The sequence below is a fragment of the Uliginosibacterium aquaticum genome (genome assembly GCF_012972705.2).
Lineage (GTDB): Bacteria > Pseudomonadota > Gammaproteobacteria > Burkholderiales > Rhodocyclaceae > Uliginosibacterium > Uliginosibacterium aquaticum.
This window is the reverse complement of the sequence record NZ_JABCSC020000003.1, coordinates 20,147-42,306: the sequence shown is the minus strand read 5'-3', so window position 1 is coordinate 42,306 and position 22,160 is coordinate 20,147. Positions and strand designations below refer to the sequence as shown.

The following is a 22,160-nucleotide window of genomic DNA, read 5'->3' as shown; positions in this document are numbered from 1 at the left end:
CAACCGGATCAAGCCATGTTCCAGCATATCGACGCCTACGCCGGCGACCCCATCCTGTCGCTGATGGAAACCTTCAAGACCGATCCGCGCGCGGACAAGGTCAATCTCTCCATCGGCCTCTACTACGATGCCAAGGGCGTGATTCCCCAGCTCGACGCCGTGCAGCAGGCCTATGGTCGCATCGACGGGCGCCGTGCGGTGCCCAGCCTGTATCTGCCGATGGAGGGCATGAAGCCCTATCGCGAGGCGATCCAGGGTCTGCTCTTCGGCGCGGACAACCCGGTGGTGGCCGCCGGCCGCGTGGCCACGATTCAGACCCTGGGCGGCTCCGGCGCGCTGAAGGTGGGCTCGGACTTCCTCAAGCGCTACTTCCCGCAGTCCGAAGTGTGGGTGTCGGACCCGACTTGGGACAACCATGTGGCGATCTTCGAAGGTGCGGGCTTCAAGGTGCACACCTATCCCTACTTCGACCCGCAGACCCTCGGCGTGGCCTTCGACGCCATGCTCGCCACACTCGCCGCGCTGCCCGCGCAGAGCATCGTGCTGCTGCACCCCTGCTGCCACAACCCGACCGGCTCGGATCTCACGCCGGCACAGTGGGACCGCGTGATTGAAGTGCTGCGCGCCCGCGAGCTGATCCCCTTCCTCGACATCGCCTATCAGGGCTTCGGGCTGGGCATGGAAGCGGATGCCTACGCGATCCGCGCGCTGGCCGCGGCAGGCCTGCCCTTCCTGGTCGCCAACTCCTTCTCCAAGATCTTCTCGCTGTATGGCGAGCGCGTCGGCGGCCTGTCGGTGGTGTGCGAGAGTGAGGACGCCGCGGCCCGCGTGCTGGGCCAGCTCAAGGCCACAGTGCGCCGCAACTACTCCAGCCCGCCGATGCTCGGCGCCGAACTGGTCGCCACGGTGCTGGGTGATGCCGGGCTCAAGGCAAGCTGGCTTGCCGAGGTGGAAGGCATGCGCACGCGCATCCTGGCGATGCGTGAAACCTTGCGCAAGGCGCTGGCCAGCAGCCTGCCCGGACGCAATTTCGACTACCTCGTCGAGCAGCGCGGCATGTTCAGCTACACCGGCCTTTCCGCCGCCCAGGTGGATCGCCTGCGCGAGGAGTCCGGCATCTACCTGATCCGCAGCGGCCGCATCTGCGTGGCCGGGCTCAACGATGGCAACGTCGGCCGGGTGGCTGAGGCCTTTGCCAAGCTGATGGCGTAAGCCTGTGATGGGTGTGGCAAGCTTCAGGCATGGAGCTTTTCTACACCGATCACTTCGTATTGCCCCTGCCTGAGGGACACCGCTTCCCGATGAGCAAATACCGGCTGCTGCGCGAGCGTCTGCTCGCCAGCGGCCGTTTTCATGCCGGGGAATTCCTGATTCCGCCCGCAGCGACCGATGCGCAACTGTGCCGCGCCCATGCGCCGGACTATGTGCTGCGGGTCGCCAGCGGCGCACTGAGCAGCAGCGAGCTACGCGAGATCGGCTTTCCGTGGACCCCCGAGATGGTCGAGCGCTCGCGGCGCTCCTCCGGCGCCACGCTCGCCGCCGCCCGGGCAGCCCTGGCCGGTAGCGGCTGTGCGGTGAATCTCGCGGGCGGCACGCATCACGCGGGCTACGACAAGGGCAGCGGTTTTTGCGTTTTCAACGATGCCGCCGTCACCGCCCGCGCGTTGCAAGTGGAAGACGGCCTCGGTCAGATCGCGGTGATCGATTGCGATGTGCATCAGGGCGATGGCACGGCGGCCATCCTGGCAGGCGACGCGTCTGTCTTCACCTTCAGCATCCACGGCGAGAAGAACTTCCCGGCCCGTAAGCAACGCAGTGATCTGGATATCGGCCTGCCGGACGATTGCGACGACGCGGCCTATCTCGCAGCGCTGGATGGTGCGCTGGAGCAGGTCTTCGCTGTGCGGCCCGAATGCGTGATCTATCTGGCCGGGGCTGATCCCTTCGCGGGCGACCGGCTCGGCCGCCTGGCCTTGTCCAAGGCCGGCCTGCTTGAACGCGACCGCCGCGTGCTCACCCGCTGTCGCGATGCCGGCGTGCCGGTGGCGATTACCATGGCTGGCGGCTATGCCGACAACATCGAGGACATCGTCGACATTCACGCCGCTACGGTGCTGCTGGCTGCCCGCCTGTTTGGCTGAAGCTGTGGGTGCGGCGGGCGCTGTACCGCTGGCGAAGCCTGCGGCCATAATGCGGTTTTGCCATCCATGCCGTTGCCATGCCGGCATCGACTTCCAAGCATCTGCCGCCATGCCCCTGAGCCTGTTCGCCTATCGCCGCCAGAACGGCAACATGCGCCGCGTGACCAACAAGATCGCGGCGAGTCTGGACGAGGACGTCACGCTGGAAGATCTGGCGGCGGCGACCAATCTCTCGCCGGCCCACATGGTGCGGCAGTACAGCCGCCTGTGTGGCGAATCGCCGATGCAGACCTTGCGCCGCCTGCGCTTGCAGCGCGCTTTCGATCTGATCGGCAAGGGGCCTTACGGCCGCTTCACGGCCATCGGCTTTGCGGCCGGCTATGGCTCCAGCGCAGCCTTCACGCATGCTTTCCGCAAGCAGTTCGGCATGGCGCCCAGTGATGTACCTTCGATCATCCGGCCAGCACCCACGCCCGTACCGCTGCACCTTGAATACCTGCCCGAGAGGAAGGTCTGGCAGACCGAGTACGAGGGGCTGTATGCCCAGAATGGCTGGTACAAGGCCAATCTGGTCTGGCAATGCACGCTGGCCGGGCGGGATGATCTCTTCACCTGGCGCATCAATGACCGCGACCACCCCTTTTCCGAGAAGGGCTCGAACCGGGTGAAACTCACCCACTTCCTGCCGGTACAGGAGCTAGCCTCGCCGCTTGAGGCCGATCTGGCGGTGCTGCCCGGCGGGCACTACGTCGTCACGGAGACCGTCTTCAATGAACGCACCGGTTTCGTACGCGCGCTGGAAGACCGGATCCGCGACGAACTGGGTTGCAAGCTGATTGATCGCCCCAGCCTCGAACGTGAGCCCGCCGAGCGTTGCTGGCGCGTGCCGCAGGAGCGCCGGGTGGTGATGTATCTGCCGGTCGAGCCGATCGACAAGCATGGCCGCCAGCTTTGCCAGGAAGCCGAGGCGATGGGCAGACGCAAATTCTGATCAAAACCTCTCGGGTTGAAAGCGGCAGAGTGGGCGCAGGCGCAGGAGCTGTCCGCTTCGAGACAGTCGCCCAGCAGAGAGGAAAGGCATATGTCGCAGAAAGCATCCGCCAGCTCATCGCACAACGGGCTGGGGCTCTATGAATTGTCCTGGCCCATCTTCGTCGAGATGGCGCTGTTCATGCTCATCGGCACCCTGGGCCTGTGGATGGCCGGCCAGGTGTCGGCCGCCGCCGTGGCCGTGTTCGGCATGGCGAACCAGCTGCGCACCGTGTTCGACCGCATCTTCCGTGTGGTCAGCATGGGCAGCAGCGTGGTGGTGACGCAGAGCCGTGGCGCGGGCGACGCCGCCGGAGCACAGGCGCTGGCTCGCGCCGGCTTCTCGACTTCGTTGTGGCTGGGCCTTTGCGCCGCGCTGCTGGTCGGTGCCGTGCCGGAATGGCTGCTGCGCGTGCTGCATCTTCCGGCCGAGCTGATGGCCAGCGCCGTGCCCTTCATGCGCGTGATCGCGGTGGCACTCGCCATCGAAGCGGTGAACATCACCATGTTCGCCGTGCTGCGCGCCTTCACCTTCACCAAGGTGTCGATGCGCATGGTGCTGGCGATGAATGTGCTGCATGTGCTGGTCAGCGCGCCGCTGGTCTTCGGCTGGGCCGGCTTGCCGGCGCTCGGGGTGATGGGTCTGGCCTGGGGTCAGCTGGCCTCGCGCGCGCTGGTGTGCGGCCTGCTGGTGTGGATGTGGGCGCGCCATCTGGGCGTGCGGCTGCGGCTGCGGGATCTGGTGCGGGTGCCGCGCGAGCCGCTGCGCGCCATCCTGCGCATTGGCTTGCCCAGCGCCGGCGAGAAGATCGGCTTCCGGGTGTGCTTCATGGCCACCGTGGCGATGGCCGGCAGCCTTGGCACGGCCGCCCTGGCGGTGCATGCCTACGCCATGCAGATCAACGGCATCGTAAACATGGTGGTCAATGCGGTGGCCAGCGGGGTCGAGATCATCACAGGCCATCTGGTTGGTGGCGGCCGCCTGCGCGAGGCGAACGCGCTGATGCGGCGGGCGTTGCGCATCTGCCTGCTCGCCAGTGGGCTGGGCAGCCTGCTGATGTGGCTGCTCATGCCGCAGGCTATCGCGCTGTTTTCCGATAATCCCGAAGTGCCGCTGCTGCTCGCCAGCATCCTCGCCATCGAGCTGCTGGCGGGGCAGGGCCGGGCGCTCAATGTGCTGGTGACCGGCGGCCTGCGTGCCGCGGGCGATGTGCTCTTCACCGCCAAGACCAGCATCTACATCAATGTGCTGGCTGGTACCGTGCTGGCCTGGCTGCTGGGCATCCACTTCGGCCTGGGTCTGCCCGGCATCTGGCTCGGTTACATGGCCGACGAATGCCTGCGCGGGCTGGTGGTGCTGGCCCGCTGGCAGTGGCGCTGGTGGACGCCGCATGCCCGCCTCGCCCGGCGCCGGGCACTGGCGCGGCAGCGGCTGGCGGCGTAGGCGAGCTGGACACCGCTCTCCCCCGCCCCTCTCCCGCAAGCGGGCGAGGGGAGCAAGACCAGACCACGCGACTTCAGCGGCACGGGATGTCTGGGTGGGCATGTCCGGGAGACGTATCGGGTGGATGTGCAGAATCAGCCCACAGGATTTCCCTCTCCCCGCACGCGGGGAGAGGGTCAGGGAGAGGGGCTTCACCAATGACGCTGCTGGAAAATGCCAAAGCCTTGCGCACGCATATGACCGATGCGGAGCAGCGCTTGTGGTATTACCTGCGCGGTCACCGCTTCCAGGGCCTGAAATTCAGGCGACAGAAACCGATGGGGCCTTACATCGTGGATTTCGTGTGCATCGAGCGGCGGCTGGTGATCGAGCTGGATGGCGGGCAGCATGCGGACGCACAGGCCTGCGATGCCGCGCGTGATGCATGGCTGGCAGCGCAAGGGTATCGGGTGCTGCGCTTCTGGAATCATGAAGTGACGCAGGAACTGGCCGCCGTGCTGGAAAAGATCCGCCTGACAGTCGAGGCATGATGCCCTCTCCCCCAGCCCCTCTCCCGCAAGCGGGCGAGGGGAGCAAAGCGGCGTAGCGCGCAGATGGGGCGGTGAGAGGAGTGAACATTTCGCGGCCCGCCTCCTTTCCGCGATAATCCGCCCTCGTCGTGCTTGCCCGCCCTGCGCGGGCCACGGCCCTTTGCAAGCATTGATTCACCCGGCAGTCAGCCTGCTGTGCCGGGCACAAGGAGTTTTCATGGCCGTCTTCTTCCGTCGCCACGCGCTGCGTGGCCTGATGGCGTTCGCCTTTGGCTGCGCCGCCCTCTCCGCTTTCGCCCAGACCACCCTGCGCGTTTCGGCCATTCCCGACGAAGCGCCCACCGAGCTGCAGCGCAAGTTCGCGCCGCTGGGCAAATATCTCGAAGCCGAGCTGGGCATGCCGGTAAGCTTCGTGGCGGTGAGCGACTATGCTGGTGTCGTCGAGTCCCTTGCGGCCAAGCGTCTGGATCTGGTCTGGCTGGGCGGCTTCACCTTCGTGCAGGCCAAACAGCGCACCGGCGGCACAGCCATTCCGCTGGTGCAGCGCGCTGAAGACGAGAAGTTCACCAGCCGCTTCATCACCGCCGACCCGGCCATCAAGAGCCTCGCCGACCTGCGCGGCAAGCGCTTCGCCTTCGGCTCGCCGTCCTCCACCTCCGGCCACCTGATGCCGCGCCACTTCGTGATGCAGGCCGGCCTGAATCCGGACAAGGACTTCAAGACCGTGGCTTTCTCCGGCGCACACGACGCCACCGTGGCCTTCGTGCAGAGCGGCCGCGCGGATGCCGGCGTGCTCAACGCCTCGGTGTGGGACAAGCTGGTCGAGAGCGGCAAGGTTGATCCCGCCAAGGTGCGCGTGTTCTACGTGACGCCGCCCTACTTCGACTACAACTGGACGGTGCGCGGCGATCTCGACCCGGCACTCGTCAAGAAGCTGCGTGAAGCCTTCCTGAAGCTCGACCCGGCCAAGCCGGCGCACAAGGAGATCCTCGATCTGCAGCGCGCTTCGAAGTTCATCCCGACCCAGGCCTCGAATTACGCCGGCATCGAAGCCGCCGGCAAGGCTGCCGGCCTGTTGGACTGATCCCGGCGGATGGAACTCGCGCTTGAAAACCTGCAGCTGGCTTTCGCGGGCGGCGGGGCCGCGCTGCACGGTATCGACCTGTCCGTTGCGGCCGGTGAACAGCTTGCCCTGATCGGCCCCTCCGGCGCCGGCAAGACCAGCCTGCTGCGCTGCGCCGGTACGGCCTTGCGCCCCACGGCCGGGCAGCTGCGGCTGGATGCGATGGAGCCCTGGGCGCTCGGCGAAGGTGCGCGCCAGCATCTGCGCAGCCGCATCGGCCTGATCCATCAGGCGCCGCCGCTGCCGCCGCGCCAGCGCGTGGTCACTGCCGTGCTGGCCGGGCGGCTGGGGCGCTGGCCCTTGTGGCGCGCGCTGCTGTCGCTGCTGTGGCCGCAGGACTTGCCGGTCGCGCAGGCCGCACTGGCGCGCATGGAAGTGGCGGACAAGCTCTTCGCGCGCTGCGACCAGCTCTCCGGTGGCCAGCTGCAGCGCGTGGGCATCGCCCGCGTGCTGTGCCAGCAGGCCGACCTGCTGCTCGCCGACGAGCCGGTCTCCGCACTCGATCCGGCGCTGGCCCGGCATGTGCTGGAAACTCTCTGCGCCGAGGCGCGCAGCCGTGGTGCCACCTTGCTGGTCAGCCTGCATGCCGTGGAGCTGGCGCTGGCCTGCTTCCCGCGCATCGTGGGCCTGCGCGAGGGCCGGGTGCTCTTCGACAAGCCGGCCGCCGAGGTCAGCGCCCAGGATCTGGCCGAGCTCTATGCTGCCGAACGCCAGCCTGCGTGACCCCGCCGCGCCGGGGCGCCTTGCCACCGGCCTGATCGGCCTGCTCCTGCTCTGGCCGCTGGGCCACTGGGCGGGCGTCGAACCGGGCCTGCTGCTGCAGGCGGACAACCTGCAGGTGCTCGGCAATTTCCTCGCCGGTTTCTGGCCACCCGCGCACGATGTGGCTTTCCTGCGCCTGCTCGGCGAGGCCTTGCTGCAGACGCTGGCGATCGCCAGCGTGGGCCTGCTGCTGGCGCTCGGGCTGGCCGTGCCGCTGGCCCTGCTGGGCTGCGAAGCCCTGTCGCTGAGCGCGCTGGGCCCGGCACCGCTGCAGCGCTGGCGGCCTGCGCTGCGCAGCGCCAGTCGCCTGCTGACCCTGTTCCTGCGTGGCGTGCCCGAGGTGGTGTGGGCACTGCTCTTCGTGCGCGCCTTCGGCCTCGGGCCAGCGGCGGCCGTGCTGGCACTGGCGCTGACCTACGGCGGCATGCTGGCCAAGGTCTTCGCCGAAATTCTCGATTCGACCGAACGCGGCCCGGCCCGGGCGATTCTCGCGGCGGGCGGCGGGCGCCTCGCGGCGCTGGCCTATGGCCTCTTGCCGATGGCAGGCGGCGAGCTGCTGTCCTACCTCGTCTATCGCTGGGAATGCGCGCTGCGCGCGGCGGTGGTGATGGGCCTCGTCGGCGCGGGCGGGCTCGGCCAGCTGCTCGATCAATCCATGAAGGCTTTTGCCGGCGGCGAGGTGCTGAGCATCCTGCTGGCTTTCCTGTTCCTCACGGCGCTGGCCGATGGCCTTTCGTGGGCCCTGCGGCGCTGCTTCGAAGCCCCGCCAGCGGCTAGCCTGACGCGCCGCCTGCTGCTCGGCTGGGGCAGTGTGCTGGCGCTGGCGGCGGCGCTCACGCTGGCCTGGCGCCTGCTCGGGATGGATCTCACCCAGCTCGCCGATGGCCAGACGCTGGTGAGCCTTGCGCATTTCGCCGGCGAATTCCTGCCGCCCAGCCTCAAGCCGGCTCTGCTCGCCAAGGTGGCCAGCGGTTTGCTCGAAACCTTCGCCCTGTCGCTGGCGGGCAGCCTGCTCGCGGCGCTGGCCGCAGCCTTGCTGGCCTTGCCGGCGGCAGGGCGTTGCGGGCCGGCCATCCGCCTGGCCTTGCGGGCGCTGCTGAACCTGCTGCGCTCGGTGCCGGAACTGGTGTGGGCCACGCTCACCGTGCTGGCCGCCGGGCTGGGCCCGTTCGCCGGGGTGCTGGCACTGGCCTTTCACACCACCGGGGTGCTGGGCAGGCTGTATGCCGAAGCGCTGGAAAATGCCCCGGGCGGGCCGGAGCGGGCCTTGCGTGAAGCCGGCGCCGGGCGCGTTGCCGCCTTCCTCTATGGCTGCCTGCCGCTGGCCGCGCCGCAATGGCTGGCTTACGGCCTGTACCGCTGGGAAATCAACATCCGCATGGCGGCGGTGATGGGCTTCGTGGGCGCTGGCGGGCTGGGGCAGCTGCTGTACGTGGAGCTGTCCCTGTTCCGTCTGGCCAATGCCTGCACCGCCATTCTCGCCATGCTGCTGCTGGCCTGGCTGGTGGATGGCCTCAGCGCCTGGCTGCGTGGCCGCTGCGGCGCACGCTGAAGCAGATCAGGGGAAGCGGTTGTCGCGCGCCACGCGGGTCACGGCATCAACCGAGGGATGGAAGATGACCAGGATCACCGATTGGGGATCGCCCTGGTTCTTGGAGTCCAGCGGCCATTCCCACACTTCGCCGACGCTGGGTTGATTGCGCCAGATCTTGTTGGGGGTGCCGAGGATGCGCTTCACTTCCTGGCGGGTCATGCCGATGCGGATTCGCACCAGATTCTCTTGCGTGATGACGATATAGGAATCGGTCAGCAGGCCCTTGCTGTTGAAATCCATCATCACGTTCTGCTGGGTGCCGGGCCGGTCAGCGTATTCGAGGGTGACCGTGCCGTCCTGGTTGGGCCACTCGGCGGTGGGTTTTTCGCGCGCCCGCATCTGTTCGAGGGTGATGCTGCCGGGCTTGATGCCTTCGAGGTTGGCCGAGGCACAGGCCGAGAGGAGCAGCAAGGCAGCGAGCCAGTTCCAGCTTTTCATTCCAGATTCCTCATCATGGCCACCGCATGGATGGCGCAAAGCGAGCATGCTACCAGTTCGATCCGGCAGGCTGGCGCTGCACTCCGGTAAAATCGGCGCATGAATAGTTCAATGCACTCGCGCCGCATCACGATCGCCCCCATGCTGGACTGGACCGATCGTCACTGCCGCCATTTTCACCGCCTGCTGGCGCCGCATGCCTGGCTGTACACCGAGATGGTGACCACCGGTGCCCTGCTCTTCGGCGATGTGGCGCGCCATCTGCGCTTCAATCCCTCCGAACATCCGGTTGCCCTGCAGCTGGGCGGCAGCGAGCCGGCAGATCTGGCGCGCTGCGCGCAGATGGCTGAGGAGTGGGGTTACGACGAGGTAAATCTCAACTGCGGCTGCCCGTCGGAGCGCGTGCAGCGCGGCGCATTCGGGGCCTGCCTGATGAACGAGCCGCAGCTGGTGGCCGAGTGTGTGGTGGCGATGTGCGAAGCCACCAAGCTGCCAGTGACCGTGAAGCATCGCATCGGCATCGATCAGATCGAGCATTACGATTTCGTGCATGGCTTCGTCGATACCGTGTCCCGCGCCGGCTGTTCCACCTTCATCGTGCATGCCCGCAATGCCTGGCTGAAGGGCCTCTCGCCGAAGGAAAACCGCGAGATTCCGCCGCTGCGTTACGAAGTGGCGCACCAGCTCAAGCGCGATTTTCCGCAGCTCGAGATCCTGCTCAATGGCGGACTGGCGACCACTGCCGCCATCGCCGAGCAGCTCCAGCACGTGGATGGCGTGATGATCGGCCGCGAGGCCTATAACAATCCCTGGCTGCTGGCCGAGTGGGAGCGCAGCTTCTGTGACCCGGCTTGGGCGCCGAGCCGCGATGCCATCATCGAAGGCATGGTCGAGTACGCTGCGCAGGAAGCGCGCGAACACGGCACACCGCTGCGCGCCATCGTGCGTCACATCCTCGGCTTCGCCAACCATCTGCCCGGGGCGCGGAGTTTCCGCCGCCTGCTGTCGGACCCGAATGCGCTGCGCGACGCGCAGCCCGAGCTGATCCGCGAGGCCTGGGCGCTGGTGGGGGCACGGGCGGCGGAAGAGGATCTGGCGGGCTGAGGCCGGCCCGCATAGGTCTGATCAGATCACCCGCAGCAGTTCGCTGAGCTCGATCTCGATGTCCATCTGGCTGGCCACTTCGCGGCCGGCCCGGCGCGCGGGCAGGAAGCGGGTGTGCTGGAACATCCGGCGCAGGGGCTGCACGTCTCCGGCTTCAGCGCCAAGGACTTCCACTTCATCGACGGCCCCTGTGGCGCTGATGTAGAGCCGCAGGCGCAGGCGCTCAGCGCTGAGCTCGCTGCCCTCCAGCAGCGCAACATCCGGCGCGGAGACCGGCAGCGGCAGTTGCTGCAGGGCTTCGGCGGGCCAATAAGCGGGGTCTGCCGATGTGGACGAGGTGGATGAGGCGCCCGCCGGCTGCGCCGCCGGCGCGGTAGAGGGCGGGGGCGTGGTAGCGACGAAGCGGCCCAGCAACGGCTGCGTGGGGGGCGTAGCGGCTGCCGGCCCAGTTTGCGGGCTACTGGCTCGCCAGCCCCACAGGCCGCCTGCGTGCAGCAGGGCGGACAGGGCGAGGGCGACGAGGGCAGGTTTGGCCGGCATGGCGCTCAATCTGCCGTCGGAACCACGCGCCAGTTCAGGCGCTTGACCGAACCGCTGCTGGAGAAGCTGCCGGGCAGGTTCACCACTGTACCGGCGGAGGTGCCAGCGAGCAGCCGCGTCTTGCCGGCGATGTTCACGAAACCGATCTCGGTGGTGACCGAACTCAGTGACAGGGAGGCGACCGAGTTGCCGCTGCTGTCGCTGAGCAGGCTCTTGCCGGTAGCGAGGCTCACCGCGAAGGCGCGCGAAGTGCCGGCCGGGGAGCACACCTCGCCGTTGGGCAGGTTGGCAGCGAAGGCCACCACGCCATTGTTGGCGGTAGGCGTCACATTGATGCGCTCGGCCACGCCGCTCGAAGCGGCAGACAGATCGAAGTACCAACCCATGACCTTGGCCGGGTTGCTGCCGATGCCGCTGAGCAGATTGCTGTTCTCCTCAAGCGCTGCCCGGGTGATCGGGAAGCTCACGCCATCGGGCAGGCTGGTGCTGCCGCCGTAGAAGGCGCCGCTCGTGCCCATGCCGTCGATGAGGGCGTAGAAGCTCTGGATCTGGGTGCTGGCGATGTCGCTGTCGGCCAGCAGGCGCCCAGTGCCGATCAGCACGTAGCGCTTGAGCGAATCCGGCTCGATCTCGATCAGCGGTTTGGTGGTAACGGGCTGCACCGTGCCGGCCGCATCCTTGAGGATCGCGATGCGCGTCGGTGTAGCGTAGCTGCCCGAAGTCGGCGTGAGATCGAGGCGCCACACATTGCCCTGCAGATCGCCGGCATACAGGGTGTCGGCGGTGCCGTCCTTGTAGTTCGGCACGAAGGCCGAGGCGTGGGCGAGGTTGCTGGCGTCTTTGAGTTCCACGGTTTCGAGCAGGGCGCCGGTGCGCGGGTGGACGAAGAAGAAGTAGCCCTTGCCATCGCTGTTGTTGTAGCCGGAGGTGAGCACCACCACCCAGCCGTACTTGGCGGTCTTCACGACTTGCGCGTCGCCGTAGCTGTAGCCCATGCGCGAGTCGGTGAATTCCCACAGCACCTTGCCAGCTACGGCACTTTCGCTGGTCCAGGCCGAAGGGTCGGTCACGTCGATGGCGTAATAGCCCTTGCCGCCCTTGCCAAGGCCGCCGATCAGCAGGCTGTGCCAGTCGTTGGTGGTGGCCGTCGGCGAAGGTGTCTTGTAAAAATCGACGTCGAACACATTGGGGGTGGCATCCACCAGATAGTGATGGCTGAAGCTGGGGCTGCCGAGCGAGGAGAGGCCGCCATCGGCGGTATCGAGGCTGCTGTCGCTATACACCAGGCTCGGGATGTAGGCGAAGAGTTCAGCCCCGCCGGTGCTGGTGGTGACCGAGCCGTCGAAGGCGTGCAGCATGCCGTCATTGGCACCGACATAGACCACCGTCTTGCGGCTGGCGTAAGTGCGCCGGAAGCTGCTGTAGCCGGGGTTGTAGAGGTCAGTCAGCTCGGCATCCGGGCCGGCAACGGCAGTGACCTTGGAGCCGACGATATCGCCCAGCAGGCTGGTACGGGTGCGGTATTTGCCGCCGTTGGCGATTTCCTTTGTGCGGTCACCGCGCAGGTACAGGATGTAGTCGCTGGCGGACTGGCTGCTGACCCCGGTCACGTAGTTGAAGGAGCCGCTGCAGCTGAGGCTGGTCTGGAAAGGAACGGCGCCGCTGCCGCACCAGGTGACGACCTTGCGGTTGGCCTGGCCGAGGCTGCTGATCAGGCCGGCGGCGCTCCACACATCGGTATAGGTCGGGCTGCCGCTGCTGTCGTAGCTGGCTGTCTGACCCTTGAGGCTGCCGGTCCAGGTCGAGGGGTCGTAGCTCGCCACATAGTTGGCATTGCCGCTGGTGGTCTGGCGCGGCGAGGGGGAGGCCAGCGCGGTGGCGGTGGCGGCGGCGGCTTCGGAGCTGATCTTGGCGAAGGCTGTAGTCAGCCCGCTGCGCATGGCTTCCGGATTATTGCCGGTGAAGTAGTTGTCTGGCCGGGAAGCGGTCTTGCTTGAATCCTTGGTGTTGGTGATGGTCTCGGCGTTGGTGTACCAGCTGCTGCTTGCGAGCGTGCTGGTGCCATTGCTCGTTGCGTAGGGTTCGAAGCCGTCCGGCACTTCGAAGCCGCCATACTTGGCGGCGAGCCAGTACTGGTTTTTCGGGATGAAGTACTGGTACTCGACGACGTCCATCCAGTAGGTGTTGATGGTCTGAGTGCCGGTCAGATCGCTGCGAATGTCCTTCACATGGGCGTCATAGGCCAGACCGGCGATGTAGTTGGTGGCGTTACCGCCATAGGCGCTGAGCGAACTGCCGCCGGTGGAGGAATTCTTCTTCGTTCCCAGCGCGCCGAGCCCTTCGAGCTGGCCGACCATGTTGGTGGCGGTCGTCACGTTCACCGTCGTGTCATCTGATGGAATGGTTCCGCCCTGCGCGAGCGAGGTGCCGTTCAGATCGCCGTCGTAGTTGGCATTCACGTCCCCGATACCGAGGATGAAGTTCTTCTGGCAGCTGTAGGCGATCGGATCGCTCCAGGTGGTGATCACCGGAAAGCCGTCCAGCCGGGTGGCGATGCTGTCGTTGGAGTCGCCGTCGGAGGTCGCCCAGGAAGAATAGGCACTCACATTGCCGAGATTGCGGAAGTAGCGCGTGGCCGCGTAATACAGTTCGCTGACCGGGTCGTACTTCTTGTAGCCCTTGCTCGTGATGACCTTGCCGAACTTGTTCAGGTAGTTCAGCACGCCGCTGTTGGCGATGGTGACGCCGGCGGCTGTGGCGGTGGTGGAGGCGGCCGAGCTGTCCGGGTTCTGCACCATCACCCCGGTCGACGAGCTCCATTCCGCTGCCGTATTGGTAATGGCTGTGGAGCCGGGCACGGGCTGCTCCGGCCCGACAAATTTCATCGGCGCGCGCAGTGCGCCGCCATCCTTGCTCGTCGTCCAGGTATTGATGTAGCCAAGGGCGGCATACCTCAGCTTGCTCGAATAGCTCTGCAACAGGCCTTCTGGCTTGTAGTTGCTGCCATAGGCCACGCAGTTGCTCTCCAGGCCCACCGTGCTGTCACACACCTTCACGCGGATGTAGAGCTTGTAAATGGTGCTGGCGCCTGCCGAGGAGCTTGAGCTCGACGAAGTGCAGTTCCGGCCGCTGCATGTCGAGGAGGAGCTTGAACTGCTGCTCAGGGCGTATTGCGCCACATAGTCGGTGGACGTCACCGACGAGTTGCTCAGGGTGCCGCTGCCGGTTACCCACATGGTGATGCCGCCCCCCCAGTTCCGCGACACGACACCTGTACTCCAGTTGAAGGGAGTGGCTCCGGCTGCATAGGTCGATGAAAGCGTCTTCTCCGGGGTGTTGGTGGTATGCGTGCCCTGGCTCGAGACATAGGTTTTCTCGAGGATGGTGCTGGTCGCGGTGTCATCGTTGCTGGCCGTGCCACGGGTCCCACCGGTGAGTACCCAGCGGAAGCCATCGAGCGACATCATCGATGACCAGTTGAGATAGTTGCCGCTCCATAGCGGTACGCTCGCCGTGCTGCTGCAGGTGTGCGTACTCGTCTTGCTGTAGGGCGTGAAATAGCTCTCGGCTGGCGTGGTGCTGTTGTACTTGTACAGATAGCACTTGGCCGGATCGAAATAGCCATAGTAGGTAGAGCTCGCGACGTAGTCCGTCGTGCCGGGATAGGCCGGGCTGATGGCCGTTGGATATTCCACGGACAGTGCCAGTGCCAGATTGCCCGGCACCGAGACGGACGAAAACAGCGGCGCATCCGCCAGATCGATACTGGCGGCGTGGGCGGGCAGGCTGGCCAGTGCGGCTGCACTCAGCAGGGAGCCCAGCGGGCGATGAAAACGGTTCAGTAGGTTCATGGCAATCTCTCGCGGAAGGGCGGGCCGTGCCTCAGCGGGACAGCGTGGTCTGGAGGAAAACCTGGGTATTGCGCGGGCCGCTGACCCGCACGCTGATGCGGTAGACCGGCACGTATTCGGCACCGGCTTTTTTCAGCCAGTTGGTGCCGCCCACGTCGGAGGCGCCCGGGATGTAGACGCAGGTGCTGGCATCGAAGCTGCCGGCGCTTGAACATTGGCGATCGATCACGGTGCGGATCGTCACGCCCGTGCTGCTGTCCGTGATGTCGCTGCCGCTCATGCCCTTGCTGCTGAAGGTCGAGTCATTGACCAGCACCAGGGGAATGCCACGCGCATTGGAGGGCAGGATCGTGGCGGAATAATTGCCGCTGGCCAGATCCGCCGTGCGGCTGCTGTCGCTGGCGAGCGCACCGCTCTTGAAGAGGGTGATGGCCGCAGCCATGCCACGCTCGCCTTCATTGACCAGATCACGCTTGAAAGCGAGGTTGCCGGAAAGCAGCACTGAGGTATCCAGCGAACGCAGCAGGGCGACCGCCGAGATCAGCAGGATCACCATCGCCAGCAGGGTCACCAGCAGGATCAGGCCTTGTTGAGAGTGCGCTCTAGCCCGGGGGCGGTAAATGTTGCGCATCGCTTACTCCAGCATCATCGCGTTACGCAGCGGCACGCTGATTTCCAGCGTGCGGTAGCGGTATTTCTGTTCGCTGGCCGTGAGGCTGCGGGTGAATTGCAGACTGCTGCCGAGATCACTGAACAGCGTCAGGCTGCTGGTGCTCACAGCGGTTTTCTCGGCCACATCGGTGCGCAGGATCAGGCCGACGCGGATTGCCTTGATCGTGCTGAGCAGGCCGTTGGCGGTGCTGCTGCCGTCGCTCAGTGCGCTGAAGGCGTAGCTGCCGCTGGGTTTGACCCAGCTATCCACCTTGCCATCGGCATTGCTATCGAGGCCGTACAGCGCATGCAGCTCGAACAGGCCATTGGCAACCGCCTGCAAGGGGTTCGCCGAGGTTTGCAACAGGTCGTAGGCATACAGGGTGTTGTTGTCACCCACGCCCAGCACCTGGAAGGCCGGCGGGTTGGAGGACGCCACATTGCCCAGGTTGAAGGCCACCGCATTTTTTGTGAAACCGGCCACGCTGACCGAATTGATCTCGGCGGCGTAGTAAGTGCCGGCCAGCGCCAGGCTGCCTGCACCGCTCTCGCTGAAGCTGCTGCTGACCTGGCTCACAAGGCAGGGTGCGATGCCGCCATTCTTGGCTTCCTGGTCGGTCAGCAGCAGCAGATCGCTGGCGGCGAAGGCGAGGGTGTTCTTGAGCGTGAGGCTGCTGCTGGAAGGGTAATCGGTCAGGTAGGCCGGGGCTTCGCTGCGGCCGGCGGCACCGCTCATCACCAGCAGCACATCCGAGCTGCTGCCGCTGGTGGCGGGTGTGCTGCCGTCTGCAAGGATCAGCAGCGGGGCGAGGCGAAAAGTCGTGCCGAGGCTGGCGAAAGGCGCCGGCAGCGCCGCCGTGCGCGGCAGGTTCTGGCTGCCATTGCTGGCCTGCAGGGTGCAGCCGAAGGCGTATTCGGCTGATTGCGAAAATCCCGAGCCGGCGCTGCGCAGCCAGTGATCAAGCACATAGGCGGCGTAGTTGCCGGCCTGGTTGATGTCATTGACCGAGGTGGCGCTGCGCTTGCGCGCCTCGAAACCGATCATCACCGAGCTCACGGCGAGTACCAGCAGGGATGCGATGACGATCGCCACCATCAATTCGATCAGGGTCAGGCCACGCTGGTGGAGGCTGGGCGCGCGGCTCATGGAATCATCACCTTGGTCACATAGCTGTTGGCCTGCTCCGCGCTCTTGCGCCAGGGGGCCTTCCAGCTGATCGTCACGGTGGCCAGGGCGGCGCTGTCCACACTTACACTGCCGCTCGCCGCAGGCAGGCCGCTACCGGTGGCGCTGACCTGGGCCTGCCAGCTGCTGAGTGTGGCGGCATCCAGCGTGGTGCTCTGCTGGGCCCACATCTGGCTGACGATCTGGTTGGCGAGCAGGGCGGCGCGGGTGCGGTCTTCCGAATCCACCGAGAATTGCGAAGCCTTGGCCTGCAGGGCGACGATGCCCAGCACGCCCAGCGAGAATAGCAGGATCGAGATCAGGGCTTCGAGCAGGGCGGCGCCGTGCTGGCGGCGGGCGGGAGTGGTGTGTTTCATGTCGTGCACCCATCCGGATTGCTGACTGACAGGGTTTTCTGCGGATCGCACATGCGCACCTTGCCGCCCGCGTACACCTGCACCGCGAGCTTGCGATCCGCGCCCGTCGTGGTGAGGGTGTAGGTCACGCTGTCCGCAGGTGCCGTGCAGCTTGCCCCGAGGCCGGTGGCGGTATTGCTGACGAGGCGGCCGGCCGAGTTGAAGCACAGTGCGGCATTGCCGCCGCTGATGCTTACCGAATACTGGCGGGCGAGGGTTTCGCCGCGCACGAAATCCGTGCTGCTGGCGGCCTCCGAACTGCCGGTCAGCGGCAGGCTCTGGATGTACCAGTTCGGGCCGCTGCTGCTGGGCGTGGCCGACAGGGCCGGGCTGGCGGCGGTGAGCACGAAGCTGGTCTGGCGGCTGCGCTTGATGGCCTCCACCTGGGCCTGGCGCAGCGCGTTCTGCAGCGCTTCGGCGACGGTGCGCACCCGGTTGTTGGCCAGCCAGGTGGACAGGTTCGGAACCGCCACGAGGGTCAGGATGCTCATCACCGCGATGATCACCATCAGCTCGATCAGCGAGAAGCCGCGCCGGGATGCGCAATGCGGCCTCAGCACGTCTGCCCCTTGCGCTGCACCCAGCAGCCGGTTTGCGGATACGTGCCCCAGCCGGCGGGCAGGCTGGTGGTTTTCTGGGTGCCGTCCTGGTCAATCGTATAGACGAAGCCACTGGTACTGCCACTACCGGTGGCGGTGATCGTGTAGGCCGTGGCCGACAGCGCCGAGCCTGCGCATTGAACGCTGAAAGTGCCTGCGGTCTGGGCTGTGGCGCAGGGCGCGGTGTAGCCGGTCACGCTGGCGTAGGTTCGGTTGTCCTGATAGTGCTGCTCCATTTTTGCGCGTGTCGTGGCCAATGCGTTGGTGGCGTCAACCAGGCGGCCGCGGGTCACGTAATCGCTGTAGGCCGGCAGGGCGACAGCGGCCAGGATGGCGATGATGGCCACCGTGATCATCAATTCGATCAGCGTGAAGCCGGCGCTGGTGTTCTTGCTGCCATGGCTGTTGGCCGGGTGTTGCTGCGGGGTATTCATGCCTTGATTACCGTGGGTTCTTTACTGCTGGACATCATCCACGGGGGCCTGCAAAACGACCTCAAGGCTTGCAAAAGCACATTTGTTTGCATCAGGGGCCGACCAGCGGTGTCTCCCTCGCCTGTGAGCGGCTCCGGTAAAGTAGCGGGCCGTCTCCTCACCCGCCATAGCGATGCCCGCCCTGCTTTGTCACCGCGCCAGCCCTCTTCCGCCCCTCAGCGCCTGCAGTCTGTCGCTGGCCTGGCAGGAGGATGGCGCGCTGCAGCTGTGCTATCGCCTGATGGGCGACATTTCCGCCCTGCGCCTTCCGCCCCTCAGCCCTGCGCCCGGCTTTGCCGACGGGCTCTGGCAGCACAGCTGCTGCGAGCTTTTCGTGGCCGAGGGGGAGCGGGGCTATCGGGAATTCAACTTTGCGCCCTCGGGCAACTGGGCGGCCTATGCCTTCAGCGACTACCGCGTGCGGCGTGGCTGGGTTCCGGATGCGCAGCCACTCATCCGTGTGAGCCACAGCCCGAGCGCATTCGAATTGCAGGTCGACCTGCCCGCTGCGCTGCTGCCACCCGCCCGACCTTTGCAGCTTGGCGCCACGGCCGTGATCGAAACCACCACGGCCGAGCTGAGTTACTGGGCTCTGCAGCACGCCGGCGAGCGGCCGGACTTTCATCGGCGCGAATCCTTCGTGCTGTCCTTGCCATGAACACATTGGCGGCAGCGGCCAGCGCCCACGAATCCTGCCTCGTCCCTCATCTGCCATTTGCGGTCAGTGGCCGCTCCTACAGAAAACGCCTGCCATGACTTCACCTGTCCTCTTCGGCCTCGACCGCCTGCTCACCGACCCCGCCCTGCGCGCTCCGCTCGCGGGCCGCCGGGTGGCGCTGCTCGCTCACCCCGCCTCGGTCACCCGGAATCTCGATCACGCCCTCGATGCGCTGGCCGCCTACCCCGAGATCACGCTCAGCGCCGCCTTCGGCCCGCAGCACGGCCTGCGCGGCGACAAGCAGGACAATATGGTCGAGTCGCCCGACTATCTCGACCCGCAGCTGGGCATCCCGGTCTTCAGCCTCTACGGCGAGGTGCGCCGCCCTACCGAAGCGATGATGGCGAGCTTCGACGTGCTGCTGGTCGACCTGCAGGATCTGGGCTGCCGCATCTACACCTTCATCACTACATTGAGGTACGTGCTGGAAGCCGCCGCAAAACATGGCAAGGCGGTGTGGGTGCTGGACCGCCCGAACCCCGCCGGCCGGCCGGTCGAAGGCCTGAGGCTGCGCGAGGGCTGGGAGAGCTTCGTCGGCGCCGGCAGCCTGCCGATGCGCCATGGCCTCACCATGGGCGAGCTGGGCCACTGGTTCATCGCCACGCTGGGCCTGCAACTGGAATACCGCGTGATCCAAATGCAGGGCTGGCAGCCCGAGGCCGCGCCCGGCTACGGCTGGCCCGAGGAGCGCGCCTGGATCAATCCCAGCCCCAATGCAGCGAATCTCTCGATGGCGCGCGCCTACGCCGGTACCGTGATGCTGGAGGGCTGCACACTCTCCGAAGGACGCGGCACCACCCGCCCGCTGGAGCTCTTCGGTGCGCCGGATATCGAGGCCCGCGCGGTGATCGCGAAGATGCGCGCACTCGCCCCGCACTGGCTGCAAGGCTGCGTGCTGCGCGAAATCTGGTTTGAGCCGACCTTTCACAAGCATGTTGGCAAGCTCTGCGCCGGCGTGCAGATCCATGTCGAAACGGCGCACTACGATCACGCTGCGTTCCGCCCCTGGCGCCTCCAGGCACTGGCCTTCAAGGCCATCCGCCTGCTGTATCCGGCCTACCCCTTGTGGCGCGACTTCGGTTACGAGTACGAACATGAGCGTCTGGCCATCGACCTCATCAACGGCTCACCGCTCCTGCGCGAATGGGTGGATGATGCGGCCGCCACGCCGGATGATCTGGAGGCGATCACGCTGGCGGATGAAGCGAGCTGGCGCGCGGAGCGTGAGGCTTTCCTGCTTTACTCCTGAAGACCCCGGCAGCGGGGCGGGTATACTGCGCGGCCTTTCAAGCTTTACGAGAACGCATCATGTCCGCCATTCCCTCCTGCCCCGTCTGTTCGATGGAAAACACCTACCCGGACGGCGACAACTACGTCTGCGCGGATTGCGGCCACGAATTTCCGCAAGTTGCGGCCAGCAGCGAGGAAGACAGCCGCATCGTGCGCGACTCCAATGGCACCGTGCTGCAGGATGGCGATGCCGTGGTGCTGATTAAGGACCTGAAGGTCAAGGGTTCCTCGATCACCCTGAAGCAGGGCAGCAAGGTGAAAAGCATCCGCCTCGTCGGCGACGGCGATCACGAAGTTGACTGCAAGCTCGACGAAGGCAAGTTCATGCTCAAGGCCTGCTTCCTCAAGAAGGTTTGACTGCAGGAGCGGCCAGAGGGCCGCTCCTTGTCTTGTCGAACGTGAGGCCGCTGTTGTGCGACTGAAGTCGCAGCTACAGACGTGGCACTCAGCCGCAACTACGGAATCTGCGGCTCCAGCAAGCGATAGCGCAGCAACTGTGGTGCCTGCCCCTCCTCCTGCACGATCACGAATTCCTCGCGCGCCGCGCCATTGGCATAGGCCGTGGTGTAGGTGAGGGTGGCCTGGCGGCCGTCCACCGTCGTGGTCATGCGCTCGGCACCGCGCACTTCGCCGAGCCGGGCACGGATCTTCTGCAGGCCGGCGACGAATTCGGCCTGCGCCTGGGCTTCGCGCAGGGCAGGCGCGGCGCGCTGGTAAATACCGGCGAAATCCCCCTCGATCATGGCCAGATGGAAAGCCGGCACGGCGTGTTCCGCTTCGTCCGGATTCACCGGCGGGGTGCAGGCGCCAAGCAGGCAGGCGAGGGCCAGCAGCGCTATCCATTTCCTCATGTCTGTCTCCTGATCGTTCGGCGCATGTTCGCATGCCTGCGTCGGCTACACAGCAGCGGCGCGCAAATTCGCCTTGCCTGCGCCCAGCCGTTAAAATGCTCAGCTTGTATTCGTGGCTGGCGCGTCCGCCCAGCCTTGTCCGTGGAGAAACCGTGATGTACCAGTCCCCCCTTCTGCAAGATCTGCATGCCCGTGGCCTGATTGCCCAGACCACCGATGCAGAGGCACTCGATGAAATGCTCGCGAAGGGTTCGGTGACGCTGTATTGCGGCTTCGACCCCACCGCCGATTCGCTGCACCTGGGCCATCTGGTGCCGGTGCTGGTCCTGAAGCGCTTCCAGCAGGCCGGCCACAAGCCGATCGCATTGGTCGGCGGCGCCACCGGCATGATCGGCGACCCGAGCTTCAAGGCCACCGAGCGCAAGCTCAACACCCCCGAAGTGATCGCCGGCTGGGTGGACAAGATCCGCGGCCAGGTCGCGCCTTTCCTCGATTTCGAGGGCCCCAACGCGGCCATCATGGCCAATAACTACGACTGGTTCTCCGGCATGGGCGCGCTCGAATTCCTGCGCGATATCGGCAAGCACTTCTCGGTGAATGCCATGATCAAGAAGGAATCGGTGCAGCAGCGCATCAACCGTGATGGCGAGGGCATCTCCTACACCGAGTTCTCCTACGCCCTGCTGCAGGGCTACGACTTCGCCGAGCTGAACCGCCGCTATAACTGCGTGCTGCAGATTGGTGGCTCCGATCAATGGGGCAACATCACCGCCGGCACCGAACTCACCCGCCGCATGAACCAGCAACAGGGCTATGGCCTCACCCTGCCGCTGGTGACCAAATCCGACGGCACCAAGTTCGGCAAGACCGAATCCGGCGCCATCTGGCTCGACGCCAAGAAGACCTCGCCCTACGCCTTCTACCAGTTCTGGCTGAATACGGCGGATGCCGACGTGTACAAGTTCATGCACTACTTCAGCTTCCTTACGGTGGAAGAAATCGCCGCCATCGAAGCTGCGGACAAGGCCGCAGAAGGCCGCCCGCAAGCCCAGCGCATCCTCGCCGAGCAGGCCACCGAGCTGGTGCACGGCAAGGCCGCGCTGGAAGCCGCGCAGCGCATTTCCGCCAGCCTGTTCTCGGGGGATCTCGGTTCGCTGACCGAAAACGACCTGGAGCAGCTCGCACAGGATGGTGTGCCCGGCATCGAACAGGACAAGTCGGTCAGCAACCTGATCGACCTGCTGGTTGCCAGTGGTTTGGCCAAGTCCAAGACCGAAGCCAGGAGCTTCATCCAGAGCGGCTCGGTGGCGCTCAACGGCGCCAAGGTCGAGGCGCTGGACCACGCCATCACCGATGCTGAGCGCCTGTTTGGCCGCTTCACCCTGTTGCGCCGGGGCAAGAAGCTTTACGCCATGGTCCGCTGGGCCTGAGCGCGAGCGCC

General features: G+C 65.9%; 22 protein-coding genes. 13 read left to right on the top strand and 9 right to left on the bottom strand.

Annotated elements, in window-relative coordinates; genetic code table 11:
* The first annotated feature begins 15 nt into the window (after window positions 1-15).
* The 8 genes from HJ583_RS11485 to phnE all read left to right on the top strand — a co-directional run bounded on the left by HJ583_RS11485 (window position 16) and on the right by phnE (window position 8,581).
* Window positions 16-1,212 (top strand): amino acid aminotransferase, encoded by a 1,197-nt coding sequence (locus HJ583_RS11485; RefSeq protein ID WP_170022070.1) that lies wholly within the window; start codon window positions 16-18, stop codon window positions 1,210-1,212.
* 29 nt (window positions 1,213-1,241) lie between these two features.
* On the top strand, window positions 1,242-2,141 hold the full coding sequence (locus HJ583_RS11480) for a histone deacetylase family protein (protein WP_170022069.1): 900 nt from the start codon (window positions 1,242-1,244) through the stop codon (window positions 2,139-2,141).
* A 109-nt stretch (window positions 2,142-2,250) separates the two neighbouring features.
* Entirely contained in the window at window positions 2,251-3,132 is an 882-nt protein-coding gene (locus HJ583_RS11475) for a helix-turn-helix transcriptional regulator (RefSeq protein ID WP_170022068.1), read from the top strand.
* Between the two features lie 90 nt (window positions 3,133-3,222).
* Entirely contained in the window at window positions 3,223-4,614 is a 1,392-nt protein-coding gene (locus HJ583_RS11470; RefSeq protein ID WP_170022067.1) for an MATE family efflux transporter, read from the top strand.
* 197 nt (window positions 4,615-4,811) lie between these two features.
* Window positions 4,812-5,144 (top strand): endonuclease domain-containing protein, encoded by a 333-nt coding sequence (locus tag HJ583_RS11465; protein WP_170022066.1) that lies wholly within the window; start codon window positions 4,812-4,814, stop codon window positions 5,142-5,144.
* A gap of 217 nt (window positions 5,145-5,361) precedes the next feature.
* A complete protein-coding gene (locus HJ583_RS11460) occupies window positions 5,362-6,228 on the top strand; it encodes a putative selenate ABC transporter substrate-binding protein (protein ID WP_170022065.1) in 867 nt (288 codons plus the stop codon).
* A gap of 9 nt (window positions 6,229-6,237) precedes the next feature.
* Window positions 6,238-6,990 (top strand): phosphonate ABC transporter ATP-binding protein, encoded by a 753-nt coding sequence (locus HJ583_RS11455; protein WP_170022064.1) that lies wholly within the window; start codon window positions 6,238-6,240, stop codon window positions 6,988-6,990.
* The gene (gene phnE, locus HJ583_RS11450) at window positions 6,965-8,581 is read left to right on the top strand and encodes a phosphonate ABC transporter, permease protein PhnE (protein WP_170022063.1); all 1,617 of its coding nucleotides are present in this window, start codon (window positions 6,965-6,967) and stop codon (window positions 8,579-8,581) included. Before HJ583_RS11455 ends, phnE begins: the two co-directional genes overlap by 26 nt.
* Before the next feature lie 6 nt (window positions 8,582-8,587).
* Here the strand turns inward: phnE and bamE are convergent, their stop codons facing one another.
* The gene (gene bamE, locus HJ583_RS11445) at window positions 8,588-9,061 is read right to left on the bottom strand and encodes an outer membrane protein assembly factor BamE domain-containing protein (RefSeq protein WP_170022062.1); all 474 of its coding nucleotides are present in this window, start codon (window positions 9,059-9,061) and stop codon (window positions 8,588-8,590) included.
* A gap of 99 nt (window positions 9,062-9,160) precedes the next feature.
* On the opposite strand from bamE, the gene dusA reads away from it, so the two are divergent.
* The gene (gene dusA / locus HJ583_RS11440) at window positions 9,161-10,165 is read left to right on the top strand and encodes a tRNA dihydrouridine(20/20a) synthase DusA (RefSeq protein ID WP_170022061.1); all 1,005 of its coding nucleotides are present in this window, start codon (window positions 9,161-9,163) and stop codon (window positions 10,163-10,165) included.
* A 21-nt stretch (window positions 10,166-10,186) separates the two neighbouring features.
* Here the strand turns inward: dusA and HJ583_RS11435 are convergent, their stop codons facing one another.
* The 7 genes from HJ583_RS11435 to HJ583_RS19110 are packed head-to-tail and all read right to left on the bottom strand — an operon-like array spanning window position 10,187 to window position 17,821.
* Window positions 10,187-10,705 (bottom strand): hypothetical protein, encoded by a 519-nt coding sequence (locus HJ583_RS11435; protein ID WP_170022060.1) that lies wholly within the window; start codon window positions 10,703-10,705, stop codon window positions 10,187-10,189.
* A 5-nt stretch (window positions 10,706-10,710) separates the two neighbouring features.
* Window positions 10,711-14,556 (bottom strand): pilus assembly protein, encoded by a 3,846-nt coding sequence (locus HJ583_RS11430; protein WP_170022059.1) that lies wholly within the window; start codon window positions 14,554-14,556, stop codon window positions 10,711-10,713.
* Between the two features lie 31 nt (window positions 14,557-14,587).
* Window positions 14,588-15,187 carry a pilus assembly PilX family protein gene (locus tag HJ583_RS11425; RefSeq protein WP_170022058.1) on the bottom strand — a complete coding sequence of 200 codons (600 nt, stop codon included), beginning with the start codon at window positions 15,185-15,187 and terminating at the stop codon, window positions 14,588-14,590.
* Between the two features lie 3 nt (window positions 15,188-15,190).
* A complete protein-coding gene (locus HJ583_RS11420) occupies window positions 15,191-16,354 on the bottom strand; it encodes a PilW family protein (RefSeq protein ID WP_170022057.1) in 1,164 nt (387 codons plus the stop codon).
* Window positions 16,351-16,749, bottom strand: a complete 399-nt coding sequence (locus HJ583_RS11415; RefSeq protein WP_217423397.1) for a type IV pilus modification PilV family protein — start codon at window positions 16,747-16,749, stop codon at window positions 16,351-16,353. The genes HJ583_RS11420 and HJ583_RS11415 overlap by 4 nt, the downstream gene beginning before the upstream one ends.
* Window positions 16,746-17,348, bottom strand: a complete 603-nt coding sequence (locus HJ583_RS11410; protein ID WP_170022055.1) for a GspH/FimT family pseudopilin — start codon at window positions 17,346-17,348, stop codon at window positions 16,746-16,748. Before HJ583_RS11410 ends, HJ583_RS11415 begins: the two co-directional genes overlap by 4 nt.
* A complete protein-coding gene (locus HJ583_RS19110) occupies window positions 17,342-17,821 on the bottom strand; it encodes a type IV pilin protein (protein WP_170022054.1) in 480 nt (159 codons plus the stop codon). Before HJ583_RS19110 ends, HJ583_RS11410 begins: the two co-directional genes overlap by 7 nt.
* A gap of 172 nt (window positions 17,822-17,993) precedes the next feature.
* Between HJ583_RS19110 and HJ583_RS11400 the strand changes: the two genes are divergently transcribed.
* The 3 genes from HJ583_RS11400 to HJ583_RS11390 all read left to right on the top strand — a co-directional run bounded on the left by HJ583_RS11400 (window position 17,994) and on the right by HJ583_RS11390 (window position 20,225).
* Window positions 17,994-18,518: a DOMON-like domain-containing protein gene (locus HJ583_RS11400; RefSeq protein WP_170022053.1), complete on the top strand. Its 525-nt coding sequence runs from the start codon at window positions 17,994-17,996 to the stop codon at window positions 18,516-18,518.
* Between the two features lie 94 nt (window positions 18,519-18,612).
* Complete coding sequence (locus tag HJ583_RS11395) at window positions 18,613-19,827, top strand: exo-beta-N-acetylmuramidase NamZ family protein (RefSeq protein ID WP_170022052.1); 1,215 nt, start codon at window positions 18,613-18,615, stop codon at window positions 19,825-19,827.
* A 59-nt stretch (window positions 19,828-19,886) separates the two neighbouring features.
* Complete coding sequence (locus tag HJ583_RS11390; protein WP_170022051.1) at window positions 19,887-20,225, top strand: zinc ribbon domain-containing protein YjdM; 339 nt, start codon at window positions 19,887-19,889, stop codon at window positions 20,223-20,225.
* 98 nt (window positions 20,226-20,323) lie between these two features.
* On the opposite strand, the gene HJ583_RS11385 is transcribed toward HJ583_RS11390, so the two are convergent.
* Entirely contained in the window at window positions 20,324-20,719 is a 396-nt protein-coding gene (locus HJ583_RS11385) for a hypothetical protein (RefSeq protein ID WP_170022050.1), read from the bottom strand.
* Window positions 20,720-20,874: 155 nt separating this feature from the next.
* Between HJ583_RS11385 and tyrS the strand changes: the two genes are divergently transcribed.
* Window positions 20,875-22,149 (top strand): tyrosine--tRNA ligase, encoded by a 1,275-nt coding sequence (gene tyrS, locus HJ583_RS11380; RefSeq protein WP_170022049.1) that lies wholly within the window; start codon window positions 20,875-20,877, stop codon window positions 22,147-22,149.
* Window positions 22,150-22,160 lie beyond the last annotated feature (11 nt).

Excerpts from the sequence above, each read along its gene's own strand:
- HJ583_RS11485 (WP_170022070.1), top strand. The coding sequence starts at position 16 with ATGTTCCAGCATATCGACGCCTACGCCGGCGACCCCATCCTGTCGCTG.
- HJ583_RS11480 (WP_170022069.1), top strand. The coding sequence starts at position 1,242 with ATGGAGCTTTTCTACACCGATCACTTCGTATTGCCCCTGCCTGAGGGA.
- HJ583_RS11475 (WP_170022068.1), top strand. The coding sequence starts at position 2,251 with ATGCCCCTGAGCCTGTTCGCCTATCGCCGCCAGAACGGCAACATGCGC.
- HJ583_RS11470 (WP_170022067.1), top strand. The coding sequence starts at position 3,223 with ATGTCGCAGAAAGCATCCGCCAGCTCATCGCACAACGGGCTGGGGCTC.
- HJ583_RS11465 (WP_170022066.1), top strand. The coding sequence starts at position 4,812 with ATGACGCTGCTGGAAAATGCCAAAGCCTTGCGCACGCATATGACCGAT.
- HJ583_RS11460 (WP_170022065.1), top strand. The coding sequence starts at position 5,362 with ATGGCCGTCTTCTTCCGTCGCCACGCGCTGCGTGGCCTGATGGCGTTC.
- HJ583_RS11455 (WP_170022064.1), top strand. The coding sequence starts at position 6,238 with ATGGAACTCGCGCTTGAAAACCTGCAGCTGGCTTTCGCGGGCGGCGGG.
- phnE (WP_170022063.1), top strand. The coding sequence starts at position 6,965 with ATGCTGCCGAACGCCAGCCTGCGTGACCCCGCCGCGCCGGGGCGCCTT.
- bamE (WP_170022062.1), bottom strand. The coding sequence starts at position 9,061 with ATGAAAAGCTGGAACTGGCTCGCTGCCTTGCTGCTCCTCTCGGCCTGT.
- dusA (WP_170022061.1), top strand. The coding sequence starts at position 9,161 with ATGAATAGTTCAATGCACTCGCGCCGCATCACGATCGCCCCCATGCTG.
- HJ583_RS11435 (WP_170022060.1), bottom strand. The coding sequence starts at position 10,705 with ATGCCGGCCAAACCTGCCCTCGTCGCCCTCGCCCTGTCCGCCCTGCTG.
- HJ583_RS11430 (WP_170022059.1), bottom strand. The coding sequence starts at position 14,556 with ATGAACCTACTGAACCGTTTTCATCGCCCGCTGGGCTCCCTGCTGAGT.
- HJ583_RS11425 (WP_170022058.1), bottom strand. The coding sequence starts at position 15,187 with ATGCGCAACATTTACCGCCCCCGGGCTAGAGCGCACTCTCAACAAGGC.
- HJ583_RS11420 (WP_170022057.1), bottom strand. The coding sequence starts at position 16,354 with ATGAGCCGCGCGCCCAGCCTCCACCAGCGTGGCCTGACCCTGATCGAA.
- HJ583_RS11415 (WP_217423397.1), bottom strand. The coding sequence starts at position 16,749 with ATGAAACACACCACTCCCGCCCGCCGCCAGCACGGCGCCGCCCTGCTC.
- HJ583_RS19110 (WP_170022054.1), bottom strand. The coding sequence starts at position 17,821 with ATGAATACCCCGCAGCAACACCCGGCCAACAGCCATGGCAGCAAGAAC.
- HJ583_RS11400 (WP_170022053.1), top strand. The coding sequence starts at position 17,994 with ATGCCCGCCCTGCTTTGTCACCGCGCCAGCCCTCTTCCGCCCCTCAGC.
- HJ583_RS11395 (WP_170022052.1), top strand. The coding sequence starts at position 18,613 with ATGACTTCACCTGTCCTCTTCGGCCTCGACCGCCTGCTCACCGACCCC.
- HJ583_RS11390 (WP_170022051.1), top strand. The coding sequence starts at position 19,887 with ATGTCCGCCATTCCCTCCTGCCCCGTCTGTTCGATGGAAAACACCTAC.
- HJ583_RS11385 (WP_170022050.1), bottom strand. The coding sequence starts at position 20,719 with ATGAGGAAATGGATAGCGCTGCTGGCCCTCGCCTGCCTGCTTGGCGCC.
- tyrS (WP_170022049.1), top strand. The coding sequence starts at position 20,875 with ATGTACCAGTCCCCCCTTCTGCAAGATCTGCATGCCCGTGGCCTGATT.